Here is a 12,552-nt window from a genome sequence, read left to right as displayed (position 1 = left end):
TTAGTGAGGGTTTTTTAGTTTATAAAAGCATAAGTTTTAGTTACTATGCTTTTTCGCTCAATTAATAACATTGACTTCTGGTATAAGTTTTGGATGCATAGGAATAATCTTATAATCTAAAAAAATGAAAAGACTGGAAAACAAAGTAGCTTTAATTACGGGTGCCGCATCAGGAATAGGTAGATCAACAGCTTTACTTTTTGCTGCTGAAGGGGCAAATCTGATAATAACAGATACAAATCAGGAGGGTGTAAATCAGGTAGTAGATGAAATATCAAAAAATAAGGGTAATGCAGTAGGATATGTTTTAGATGTATCGGTTGAAGAGGAATGGAAAAAAGTAGTTGCAGAATCTTTGAGTGTTTATAACAAGATTGATATACTTTTTAATAACGCTGGTATTTATATAATAAGTTCGTTACCTGAAATAGAGGTGTCAACCTGGAATAAGCTTATGAATATTAATGTTACAGGTGTTTTTTTAGGAATGAAATATGTGGCACCAATAATGGCTAAGCAGAAAAATGGCTCTATTATCAATGCTTCTTCTATAGCGGGAATAGGAGGAGGAGCAGGTCATGTGCTTTATGGAGCTAGTAAAGGAGCCGTTAGAACCATGACTAAAGATATTGCAATTGAATATGCTTCACATAATGTAAGAGTAAATTCGATTCACCCGGGATATATAAAAACAGAAATGGTAGAGTATGCCTCACATAAGATGAATAAATCATTAGAAGAAATAGGAGAAGCGTATCCTATGAAACGATTAGGGGAGGTAGGGGAAGTAGCTAAAGCAGTATTATTTTTAGCCTCTGACGATTCGTCTTATATAACCGGGACTGAATTGGTCATTGATGGGGGAGTTCTGGCTCAGGCGTAAACTAAAAAGCCTTCACTGAATGTGTGAAGGCTTATTTATTGTTAAATTCAGTTTTTTAATTCTCATAATCCTCAATAGGGTTACATGTACAAATTAAATTTCTATCTCCAAAGGCATCATCAATTTTACCTACAGATGTCCAGAATTTTTTCTCCGCAATCCAGTTTAACGGATAAGCTGCTTTTTGCCTGCTATAAGAGTGATGCCATTCATTCGAAGTAAGTTCTTCTAAAGTATGAGGGGCATTTTTTATAACACAATCTTCGATTGTATAAGTACCATCAGCTATTTCATCAATTTCTTGTTTGATTGATATTAATGCTTCAGCGAATCGGTTTAACTCTTCCAGACTTTCACTTTCGGTTGGTTCAATCATTAAGGTACCAGCGACAGGGAATGAAACCGTTGGAGCATGGAAGCCATAGTCCATCAAACGCTTGGCGATATCTCCCACTTCAATGCCTAAATTTTTGAAAGGTCTGAAATCTACAATCAGTTCATGACCAACACGCCCATGTTTATTGGTATATAAAATTTCATAATGTGAGGCTAATTTTTCTTTTAAATAATTGGCATTAAGTATGGCCGTTGCAGTAGCTTTTTTTAATCCCTCATATCCAAGCATTCTTATATAAGCGTAGGAAATGGTAGCAACCATTGCAGATCCATAAGGAGAAGAAGAAAAGCTAAGGCGATTTTCTTCATTATGAGGAGCCTTGATGGTAGGAAGATATGGGAGCAGATGTTCTGCGACACAAATAGGACCTATTCCAGGGCCACCCCCACCATGAGGAATAGCAAATGTTTTATGAAGGTTTAAATGGCAAACATCAGCTCCAATATAACCGGGACTGGTGTAAGCAACCTGGGCATTCATATTGGCACCATCCATATAAACCTGACCTCCGGCTTGATGTACTATAGCTATGATCTCTTTAACATTGGTATCGAAAAAACCATAGGTAGATGGATAAGTAATCATGACGGCTGCCAAATGATCTTTATGTAATTCAGCTTTCTGTTTCAAATCTTCAATATCAAATTCACCATTATCTAAATTTTTTACAACAATAACCTTTAACCCGGCCATTACGGCAGAGGCTGGATTAGTGCCATGTGCAGATTGAGGTATTAAGGCAATATTTCTGTGCCCTTCTCCTTTTGCTTTTAGATATTCACGAATTACCATCAATCCGGCATATTCTCCCTGAGCGCCTGAATTAGGCTGTAATGAAGTACCTGCAAATCCGGTTATTTCAGCCAGATAAGTTTCTAGTTCGGAAAGCATAGTGAGATATCCCTCCGATTGATCTTTTGGTACAAAAGGATGTATTGCATTCCATTCCATCCAGGATAATGGTAGCATCTCGGTAGCTGCATTTAGTTTCATGGTACAGGAACCTAGCGAAATCATCGAATAATTTAAAGCAATATCCTTTTTTTCCAAGCGTTTAACATATCTCATAAATTCTGTTTCAGTATGATACTTCTTGAATACCTCGTGAGTTAGAAAATCAGAATTTCGTATAAGGTTATCCGGAATATTGGGTTCAATCGGTGCGCTTAATTTTTTGAATTCAGTATTTTTAAATTTTAAAAATAAAGATAAAAGAATTGCAAAGCGTTCATCTGAAACTGTTTCATCAAGACTTATACTTACTATTCCCTGAGAAAAATAGTTCAGATTAATCTGAAGAGCTTCAAATAATTTTTTAAGTTCAGTCTTATCCTCTTCCGTTACATAGATTTTAATAGTATCAAAGAACGGTTCTTCCGATACATTAAAACCGATAGAAGACAAATGTTCTTTAAGTAAAATAGCCTTGAGATGTATATCAGAAGCAATCGACTTTAATCCTTCAGATCCATGATAGACCGCATACATACCTGCCATTACAGCAAGTAATACCTGAGCAGTACAAATATTGGAAGTTGCTTTTTCTCTTTTAATGTGTTGCTCTCTCGTTTGAAGAGACATTCTTAGCGCTCTGTTCCCGTGTTTATCTTTAGATACTCCTATAATTCTTCCGGGAATGCTTCTTTTGAATTCATCTTTGCAGGCAAAATATGCGGCAGAAGGCCCTCCGAACCCTAATGGAACTCCAAATCTTTGAGTGGAACCTATAGCCACATCAGCTCCTAGCTCAGCAGGATTTTTTAAGACTGCTAAAGCTAGAATATCAGCAGCAAGAACCGTTCTTATAAAACCGTCTTTTGCCTGAGATATGAAATCAGAATAATCGAAAATTTCTCCATGTTTAGCAGGGTATTGGAGTAAAGCACCAAAGAAAGACGAATCAAAGGTAAATTCTTGATGTGAACCTACAACTATTTCTATACCAAGTCCCATGGCCTTGGTTTTAACGACAGCAATGGTTTGAGGATAAACTTCTTCAGAAACGAAAAATTTATTCGAGTCTTTTTTCGACTTATTTCTGGCTTCATATAGCATGTGCAATGCCTCAGCAGCTGCAGTTCCCTCGTCTAAAAGAGAAGCATTAGTTAAAGAAAAACCGGTTAAATCAGAAATTACAGTTTGAAAATTAAGTAATGCTTCCAATCTTCCTTGAGATATCTCTGCCTGATAAGGAGTGTAGGCAGTATACCAACCCGGGTTTTCAAAAATGTTTCTTAAAATAGGAGAAGGAGTGATTGTACCGGAATATCCAAATCCAATGTAGGAACTGAAAACTTTATTTTTGCCAGCCAGATTTTTAGATAAGAGAAGCATATCGTATTCAGATAAAGCTTTGGGGAGATTTAATTTATCCTGTCCTAAAATGTCTTTGGGCAACGTTTGTTCAATAAGTTCTTGTACAGTTTCTGTTTTTAATTCTTTAAGTATAATTTGCAGGGAGTCTTCATTGATTCCTATGTGACGAATAGAAAAGTCGGAAGTATTCATGGTTTAAACTTTGTTTGATATTAGTAATAATGTATTTCAAATATAAAGGTTTTTATTGTTATAATTATAAGTTATTTTGGCAACCTTATTGTTAAACGCCTTTAAAATTTAAAAATTTAATTATAGGAACGAATTTTATAATTTTATTCGACAATTTTATAAAATAAATAGAAGTTTATTAAAATATAAATGATTTATCTTATTTTTATAATATATATAAAATGTAATTTTAAATATTATTTTATCGTGTAATAGTAAAAAAATAGTAATTATTTTAAATAAAATGCTATTTTAATTAAAAAAAGTAATAAATTTGGAGCAATTAATTTTTTTAATTATTTAAAAACCTTTACACGTGAAAAAATTATTATTAACACTATTACCTTTATTTATTTTTTCGATAATAAATGCTCAGGTAGGGATTGGTACGGATACTCCCGATGAAAAAGCAGCTTTGCATATAGTATCACCCAATAGCAATCAGGGGGTTTTGATACCTAGTATGACTACCGCACAACGGGATGCAAATATTACACCAGAAAGTACAGAAAATGGATTATTGATTTTTAATACGGATCAAAATTGTTATAATTATTATCAGGCAGCAGATCAATCGTGGTTAAGTATTTGTGGAAATTATAAGTCTTCAACTTATACAGTAGATTGCAGTAAAATCAAGGTAAGCGGAAAGTATACACAGGGATCTTCCTTAAATGATACCAATTATATTACGATTCCAGTGACTGTAACATCCACGGGTACGTATTATATACTGGCAAAAACAAACAATGGATATTATTTTGAAAAATCAGGAATGTTTCCAAATACAGGAACGTATACGGTGACTTTAAAAGGGACAGGAATTCCTACAAACGGGGGTTCGGGCTATCAGGATACCGTTAGCTTTGAATTTTTAGGATTATCTGAGACCTGTTCATCTAATCCGGTTACAATCAGTGTGGCATCTTCACAGATAAGTTATACAATTAATTGTGAAAATTTTACTGTTAATGGAACTTATCTGGCCGGAGTTATACTAGATCCGGATACAAATACGGTTACAGTGCCTTTAACAAATGTTGACACCGGTGGTCAGGTAATAATTAATTCGTCTACAAATAACGGGGTAAATTTTACTGCTAATGAAGCCATAACAACGGATAGTAATAGTATAACACTTGTGGGTTCAGGAACTCCACTAAATTCAGGTTCGTATACTTTTACTTTTAAAACTAATGGTGCAAATCTTCAAAAATGTATTTTGATCGTTGACTTTGATACAAGAAAAGGAACATTTGCAGATCCGGCAGATCGTTGCCTGGATATATATAATTTAGGTAAAAGGGAAGATGGTGAATACTGGATTAAACAGGGCTCTGGAAACGTAGCTCCGGTTAAAACGTATTGCGATATGACTAATGGTGGGTATACTTTGGTATGGTCATACTCTGAATTAACAGCCTATAGTCGATATTCTACAACTAGTAGAATGGAAATGAGTGGTGATTACAGGCTAAATCAAAACTTGCCTATAAACAATATAACAGATGAATCCGGAGGAACCATTAATTACTATAACTTCCGATTAGGTCTGGCAGCCATGTCTAATATAAATGATTTGAGTAATTCTGTAGCACAATTGCGTGCAAGGATAGCAGAAAATCCAACGGATATGGAAGATGCGTGGGCAAAACAAAATTATTTAATTTTTTCTCCAACATCCGATCGCTCATCTCCGATTACATCTACCACAACCTATTATTACTATTATCCAATAAGTGGAAAAATATTTAATCAAGATATGTTGATAACACATAATCCTGATTCCCGTACCTATGCAGGAGCGACTCTGGGGGACGCTGCATTCTATGCAGGAGGATCAGCCAGTTATCCGGATCACATTAACATAAATAATAATGTTACTGCAAATAATAATGCTTTTGTGTCTCCTGACGGAATCAACACATTATTGCCATCAAATTTAGACAATACATTTGGATATTTTGGACAAACACAGGTTAACCACCATTTTGGAAAATGTGGAGGATCATCCGGCGATGAAACCAGTTTTGCTACTGCAACCTGTACTGCCACAGGATTATATCCGCATACAAGTTTCAATGGTGGAGAGGGAAGAATACTTCAATGGTTTGTTAAATAAATATTTACATGAAATAGATCAGCTATGCAGATAAAATATTTGTTTACTAAAAAAAAAATAATAACTTTGCTCATGTAAAGAAAAAAGAAATGAAATTAATAACAAATATATCATGGTGGTGGAACTCAGAACTTAAAAAGTCGTGAGCAAGCTGATCTATTTGTTGAATTAAAATAAAAGACAAAAATTTAAAGGCCTATCGTACTCACGATAGGCTTTTTTAGTATAACCCATGTAAAAAAAATAAAAATGCAAAAGTATAATGTTGATCAAAACGGTTTTTATGGTGAATTCGGAGGAGCATATATTCCTGAAATTTTGTACGATAATGTTGAAAACCTGAAAACAAATTATTTAAAAGTTATTGAAGATCCTGAATTCAAAAAAGAATATTACGGTTTATTACAAGATTACGTAGGACGCCCTTCACCTTTATATCTGGCCCAAAGGCTTTCTAGTAAATATGGTTGTAAGATTTATTTAAAAAGAGAAGATCTTAATCATACCGGAGCTCATAAGATAAACAATACCATTGGTCAGATTTTATTAGCCAGAAGAATGGGGAAAACAAGAATTATAGCCGAAACAGGCGCAGGACAGCACGGGGTGGCTACTGCAACGGTTTGTGCACTTATGAATATGGAATGTATTGTTTACATGGGAGCAACTGATGTAGAAAGACAGAAACTTAACGTTGAAAAGATGCAGATGCTGGGTGCTAAAGTTGTGGCAGTAACCAGTGGGAATATGACGTTGAAAGATGCTACCAATGAGGCCATTCGTGATTGGTGTTCAAACCCTTCTAATACTTATTACATAATAGGCTCTACTGTTGGTCCTCATCCTTATCCGGACATGGTTGCGAGATTACAATCCGTAATAAGCGAAGAAATAAGAAAACAATTAAAAGAAAAAGAAGGCCGAGAAGTTCCTGATTATCTCATTGCCTGCGTGGGCGGAGGTAGTAATGCAGCAGGTACCATCTATCATTTTCTGGATGAAGAAGAGGTGAAAATTGTTTTGGCCGAAGCAGCAGGTAAAGGTATTAATTCGGGAGAATCTGCCGCAACTATCCATTTAGGTAAGCTGGGTATTATTCATGGAAGTAAGACCTTATTAATGCAATCAGACGATGGGCAGATTGAAGAGCCTTATTCTATTTCTGCGGGATTGGATTATCCGGGAATAGGTCCTATGCATGCACATTTAGCCCAAACAAACAGATCAGAAGTTCTGGCTGTTTCAGATGATGAAGCACTTGCAGCAGCCTTTGAACTTACCGAGCTAGAAGGAATTATCCCGGCAATTGAATCAGCGCATGCACTGGGGGTTCTGGCTAAAAAAGAATTTTTACCGGAAGATGTAGTTGTTTTATGTTTGTCAGGCAGAGGAGATAAAGATATGGAAACCTATATAAAACATGCAAATAAGCTGTAGTCAATTGAATTACAAAAAAAGGAAAAAACAAATAATTAGATAAATAAAATAGGGTATAAATAAGGGTAAGTTAAATGAGGTTGTTTATCTTTATGGTATAAAAACATAAATAACAAAATTATGAGAAAAACAGTAAAGATTATTTTTTCGCTTATGTTTGTCCTACCACAGTTACAAGCACAAATAAAAGAAGTTAAATTTAACTTAAAAAGTTCGCCTGCACGTATATACACAACATCACAGGCAGATAAGCAAAAAAACAAACTTACAAATGGCCAGCCATTTATATATAAACCGCAGCCTCTGGAAACCGAAATCAGTATTTTTGTAGATCCTACCCACCAATTTGAAGAGTTTATTGGATTTGGAGGAGCTATAACTGATGCATCAGCCGAAGTTTATGCTAAACTTCCAAAAGATAAACAAAAGGAAATCATTAAAGCGTATTACGATTCCAAAGACGGTTTAGGGTATCGGGTAGTTCGAACCAATATGAATAGTTGTGATTTTTCAAGTAAAAGTTACACGTATATAAAAGACAACGATGTAGATCTTAAAACCTTTGATATTTCTGTTGATAAACAATATAAAATTCCGATGATAAAAGAAGCTCAGAAAGCCATTGGAAGAGATTTTACCTTTTATTTTAGTCCTTGGTCTCCACCAGCATGGATGAAAACTACCAACTCGATGCTAGCAGGAGGTGAATTGAAAAAAGAATATTATCCGGTTTGGGCTAAATATTATACAAAATTTATAGACGCTTATGAAAAAGAAGGTATACCTGTTTGGGGACTTACTATTCAGAATGAACCAATGGCAGCGACTCCCTGGGAAGCAACTATATATACAGCAGAAAAAGAAAGAGATTTTTTAAAATACCATTTAGGTCCAGAATTGTGGAATGCAGGCAAAAAAGATAAAAAAATTATTATATGGGATCATAATCGAGATTTGGCATATCAATATATATCAACGATTATGAATGATTCAGAAGCTGCAAAATATGTTTGGGGTGCCGGTTTTCACTGGTATGAAACCTGGACAAAAAGTTTGCCCTTATTCGATAATCAACGGTTAGTAAAACAAGCGTTTCCTTCTCTTAATTTATTATTTACTGAAGGCTGTCAGGAAAAATTTGATATGTCAAGAATAGAAGATATTTCTATAGGCGAACTTTACGGACACCATATTTTAAATGATTTAAACAGTGGGTTTGTTGCATGGACGGACTGGAACGTACTTTTGGATGAAAAAGGAGGACCTAACCATTTAAACAATTTTTGTTTCGCACCCATTCATGCAGATACAAAAACAGGAAAAATTTACTATACCTATCCGTACTGGTATATTGGACATTTTTCTAAATACATAAATAAAGGAGCGAGAAGGGTAATAGCATCGTCTAACAGATCTCAGCTCGAAACAACCTCTTTTCTTAACCCGGATGGAAAATTAGTAGTTGTAGTTTTAAACAGAACTGATTCAGATTACGATTACTATTTATGGATAGCTGGAAAAGCTTCACCGGCAAAAAGCCAGGCACATTCAATATCAACATGGGTTTTATAAAAATTATCAAAAAGTACAAGATCAAAAAGTAAAAATATAAACTTTAAAATACGAAATAAATCCAATCAATGGAAATACAAATACAAACGAAAAAATTACTGGCTGATTTACAAACTCCTGTAGGTCTTTATTTAAAGATTAGAGATGTCTTTCCAGAATCTGCACTATTGGAAAGTTCCGATTTTCATGGAGGAGAAGACAGTTCCTCATTTATCGCATTAGATCCCTTAGCTAAAATAATAGTACAGGATCATCAGGTAACTACCGAAGTAAATGGTGCAGCTCAGGTACAAGAGTTAGAAAAACCACTGCCTGAAGTTTTTGACGAGTTTTTAAAAAGTTTTCATATAAAAGGTGATAACCCTACCAAAATAAATGGCTTTTTCGGTTATACATCTTACGATAGTATTCGTTATTTTGAAGCGGTTGATCCGGTTAATACTAAATTAGAAAATGCCGAAGTTCCGGAGTTATATTATATCTTTTACAGATTTATATTAGTTATTAATCATTTAAAGAATGATTTGACTATTATTGAAAATGTACCACAGGGAGAATCCAGTAAAATGGAACAGCTGGAAGCGTTACTTTTAAATAACAATTTTGCATCTTATAACTTTAAGATCAAAGGACCTGAGAATAGTTTCATCACAGACGAAGATTATAGAGAATCTGTGAGAAAAGGGATAGAACACTGTAAAAGAGGAGATGTTTTTCAAATTGTACCTTCAAGATGTTATTCACAAAATTTTGCGGGTGATGACTTTAAAGTTTACCGGGCTTTACGATCCGTAAATCCATCTCCTTATTTATTTTATTTTGACTTTGGCTCATTCCGTATTTTTGGTTCTTCACCGGAAACACATTGCAAAATAGCAAAAGGCAGAGCATACATAGATCCGATTGCTGGAACCTATAAAAGAACTGGCGACGATGAAAAAGACAGAGTTCTTTCGGAGAAATTGCTAAAAGACGAAAAAGAAAATGCAGAACATGTAATGTTAGTGGATTTAGCCCGAAATGATCTAAGCCGCAATTGCCATGATGTAAAAGTAGATTTTTATAAAAGCGTACAATATTTTTCTCATGTTATTCATTTAGTGTCAAGAGTAAGCGGAACAGTAGATCCAGGTAAAGACAGCATATCTGTTTTTGCGGATACCTTTCCGGCCGGAACTCTTTCCGGAGCTCCTAAAGTAAGAGCCATGCAATTGATACGAGATATAGAAAAGCACATGAGAGGAATATATGGAGGATGCATAGGTTATATTGGTTTGGATGGTGATTTGAACCAGGCCATAACCATACGATCATTCTTAAGTAAAAATAATACTTTGTACTATCAGGCAGGTGCAGGAATTGTTTCCAAATCAGATCCGGAAGCTGAGCTTCAGGAAGTGAATAATAAACTGGGAGCATTAAAAAAAGCCGTGGATTTAGCAGAAACGTTAAAAAATTAAAAATATGAAAGCATTACTTATTGTAGACGTACAAAATGATTATTTTGAAGGAGGAACCATGACTTTGGAAGGCGCTTTGGAGGCCAGTGAAAATGTGAAAAAAGTACTTGAAAAATTCAGATCAGATCGATTACCGGTTATTCATGTACAGCATATAGCATTACGCCCGGATGCTACATTTTTTCTTCCTTATACCAAAGGAGCAGAGTTTCATACTAATGTAAAACCTAAAGACGGTGAAATAGTGATAACCAAGTATTATCCTAACAGTTTTATCAAAACCGATCTTCAAAAGTATTTGCAGAAGCTGGAAGTAAAAGAGCTGGTTATTTGTGGTATGATGACTCATATGTGTATAGATGCCACAACCCGTGCAGCAAAAGACTTGGGATACGATTGTACTCTCATTGGAGATGCCTGCGCAACTCGCGAACTTGAAATATCAGGAAATAAAGTTTCAGCACAACAGGTACACACAGCATTTTTATCAGCATTAGGATACTATTATGCCGATGTGAAAGCTGCCAATGAATATATAAAGAGCTAATAGTTATCATTAATGAAAATACTAATATTTGACAATTATGATTCCTTCACATATAACCTGGTTCATATGGTTAAAGAACTAGGTTATATGGAAGTGGATGTATACAGAAATGACCAGATTACAATACCAGAAATTGAAAAGTACGATAAAATTATTCTTTCACCTGGTCCCGGAATACCCTCTGAATCTGGAATACTATTGCAGGTAATTCAAGAATATGCATCCAAAAAACCTATTTTAGGTGTATGCCTGGGAGAGCAGGCAATCGGAGAAAGTTTTGGAGCACAGTTGATTAATCTGGATGATGTATATCATGGAATAGCTACAGAGATTCAAATAACGGAGGAGGATTATATATTTAAAAATATTGAATTCCCGATCCAGGTTGGACGTTACCACTCCTGGATAGTTAGCAGAGAAAATCTTCCGGAAAGCCTTACCGTGACAGCTGTAGATGAAAATAACCAGATTATGGCTTTAAAACATAAAGAATATGATATTCACGGGGTGCAATTCCATCCGGAATCTATTCTGACGCCGGAAGGTAAAATAATGATTAAAAATTTCCTGGAAAACTAAATCTATGAAGCAGATATTAAACAGATTATTTGAACATCAATATTTAAATAGAGACGAAGCAAAAGAAATACTTACTAAAATGGCTGCCGGAGAGTATAACGAATCTCAGATAGCTGCTTTTATTACTGTATTTTTAATGAGAAGCATAAGTATTGATGAGTTTTTTGGATTTAGTGATGCCTTATTAAATTTATGTGCAGATGTAAGTGCTTTGCAAAAGTATAATCCGATAGACATAGTAGGTACCGGTGGAGATAATAAAAATACATTTAATATATCTACACTTTCCTGCTTTGTAGTGGCAAGTGCCGGATATAAAGTTGCCAAACATGGAAATTATGGAGCAACTTCAGTAAGTGGAGCTTCCAACGTAATGGAAAAACATGGAGTCAAATTTACTTCTGAGGTTAGTAAACTGGAAAAATCACTAGATCAACTTAATATAGCCTATCTTCACGCTCCATTGTTTAATGATGCCATGAAAATAGTTGCGCCTATAAGAAAGGCTCTTGGGGTGCGTACTTTTTTTAATATGTTAGGACCTATAGTAAACCCTATCAAACCTAAAAGAAATATGTTAGGGGTTTTCAATCTTCGAATGGCTCGTCTTTACTATTATATATACCAGAACACCGACTGCGATTATTCCATAGTACATAGTCTGGATGGTTATGATGAAATTTCTTTAACGGATAATTTTAAAGTTATAACCAAACTGGGAGAAACCATTTATTCACCGGATGAGGTAGGTCTGTCCAAATGTAAACAGGAAGACTTAGACGGAGGTAATACAGCTTGTGAAGCATCGCAAATTTTTGATAATGTTTTAAATAATAAAGCTACTATAGCTCAAAAAAATGCCGTATTAGCTAATTCAGCTTTTTCAATACAGACTATCAACCCTCAATTATCAATTGAAGAATGCCTTTTCCAGGCCAGAGAAGCCTTAGAAAGTGGTAAAACAAAAGAAACGTTTGTTAAGTTTTTAGAATTAAACTCATAAGTAAT

10 protein-coding genes are annotated in these 12,552 nt (G+C 34.8%); 8 read left to right on the top strand and 2 right to left on the bottom strand.

From position 1 onward, the window contains the following. Positions 1-124: 124 nt before the first annotated feature. Positions 125-883 carry an SDR family NAD(P)-dependent oxidoreductase gene (locus EQ921_RS00595; RefSeq protein WP_128150142.1) on the top strand — a complete coding sequence of 253 codons (759 nt, stop codon included), beginning with the start codon at positions 125-127 and terminating at the stop codon, positions 881-883. A gap of 55 nt (positions 884-938) precedes the next feature. On the opposite strand, the gene gcvP is transcribed toward EQ921_RS00595, so the two are convergent. Both gcvP and EQ921_RS14980 read right to left on the bottom strand, forming a co-directional pair. Next, positions 939-3,788: an aminomethyl-transferring glycine dehydrogenase gene (gene gcvP, locus EQ921_RS00590; protein WP_128330176.1), complete on the bottom strand. Its 2,850-nt coding sequence runs from the start codon at positions 3,786-3,788 to the stop codon at positions 939-941. 1,092 nt (positions 3,789-4,880) lie between these two features. Next, on the bottom strand, positions 4,881-4,961 hold the full coding sequence (locus EQ921_RS14980; protein WP_370449489.1) for a hypothetical protein: 81 nt from the start codon (positions 4,959-4,961) through the stop codon (positions 4,881-4,883). A 7-nt stretch (positions 4,962-4,968) separates the two neighbouring features. Here EQ921_RS14980 and EQ921_RS14975 point away from each other — a divergent pair, with 7 nt between their 5' ends. From EQ921_RS14975 to trpD, 7 genes are all read left to right on the top strand, one after another. After that, positions 4,969-5,949, top strand: a complete 981-nt coding sequence (locus tag EQ921_RS14975; protein WP_370449488.1) for a fibrinogen-like YCDxxxxGGGW domain-containing protein — start codon at positions 4,969-4,971, stop codon at positions 5,947-5,949. 249 nt (positions 5,950-6,198) lie between these two features. Further along, positions 6,199-7,386 carry a tryptophan synthase subunit beta gene (trpB, locus tag EQ921_RS00580; protein ID WP_128330175.1) on the top strand — a complete coding sequence of 396 codons (1,188 nt, stop codon included), beginning with the start codon at positions 6,199-6,201 and terminating at the stop codon, positions 7,384-7,386. A gap of 120 nt (positions 7,387-7,506) precedes the next feature. Continuing rightward, positions 7,507-8,958, top strand: a complete 1,452-nt coding sequence (locus EQ921_RS00575; RefSeq protein ID WP_128330174.1) for a glycoside hydrolase family 30 beta sandwich domain-containing protein — start codon at positions 7,507-7,509, stop codon at positions 8,956-8,958. A gap of 68 nt (positions 8,959-9,026) precedes the next feature. Continuing rightward, complete coding sequence (locus tag EQ921_RS00570) at positions 9,027-10,418, top strand: anthranilate synthase component I family protein (protein WP_128150133.1); 1,392 nt, start codon at positions 9,027-9,029, stop codon at positions 10,416-10,418. 4 nt (positions 10,419-10,422) lie between these two features. Next, the gene (locus EQ921_RS00565) at positions 10,423-10,965 is read left to right on the top strand and encodes a cysteine hydrolase family protein (RefSeq protein ID WP_128150131.1); all 543 of its coding nucleotides are present in this window, start codon (positions 10,423-10,425) and stop codon (positions 10,963-10,965) included. A 12-nt stretch (positions 10,966-10,977) separates the two neighbouring features. Next, complete coding sequence (locus EQ921_RS00560) at positions 10,978-11,544, top strand: aminodeoxychorismate/anthranilate synthase component II (protein ID WP_128150129.1); 567 nt, start codon at positions 10,978-10,980, stop codon at positions 11,542-11,544. A 4-nt stretch (positions 11,545-11,548) separates the two neighbouring features. Next, the gene (gene trpD, locus EQ921_RS00555) at positions 11,549-12,547 is read left to right on the top strand and encodes an anthranilate phosphoribosyltransferase (protein ID WP_128150127.1); all 999 of its coding nucleotides are present in this window, start codon (positions 11,549-11,551) and stop codon (positions 12,545-12,547) included. Positions 12,548-12,552 lie beyond the last annotated feature (5 nt).

The organism is Apibacter sp. HY039 (genome assembly GCF_004023655.1).
Classification (GTDB): domain Bacteria; phylum Bacteroidota; class Bacteroidia; order Flavobacteriales; family Weeksellaceae; genus Apibacter; species Apibacter raozihei.
The sequence above is the reverse complement of the archived record's forward strand: the minus strand, read 5'-3'. Positions and strand labels throughout refer to the sequence as shown.

Bases quoted from the DNA above. Each gene is read 5' to 3' on its own strand.
- EQ921_RS00595 (WP_128150142.1), top strand. From the start codon at position 125: ATGAAAAGACTGGAAAACAAAGTAGCTTTAATTACGGGTGCCGCATCA.
- gcvP (WP_128330176.1), bottom strand. From the start codon at position 3,788: ATGAATACTTCCGACTTTTCTATTCGTCACATAGGAATCAATGAAGAC.
- trpB (WP_128330175.1), top strand. From the start codon at position 6,199: ATGCAAAAGTATAATGTTGATCAAAACGGTTTTTATGGTGAATTCGGA.
- EQ921_RS00575 (WP_128330174.1), top strand. From the start codon at position 7,507: ATGAGAAAAACAGTAAAGATTATTTTTTCGCTTATGTTTGTCCTACCA.
- EQ921_RS00570 (WP_128150133.1), top strand. From the start codon at position 9,027: ATGGAAATACAAATACAAACGAAAAAATTACTGGCTGATTTACAAACT.
- EQ921_RS00565 (WP_128150131.1), top strand. From the start codon at position 10,423: ATGAAAGCATTACTTATTGTAGACGTACAAAATGATTATTTTGAAGGA.
- EQ921_RS00560 (WP_128150129.1), top strand. From the start codon at position 10,978: ATGAAAATACTAATATTTGACAATTATGATTCCTTCACATATAACCTG.
- trpD (WP_128150127.1), top strand. From the start codon at position 11,549: ATGAAGCAGATATTAAACAGATTATTTGAACATCAATATTTAAATAGA.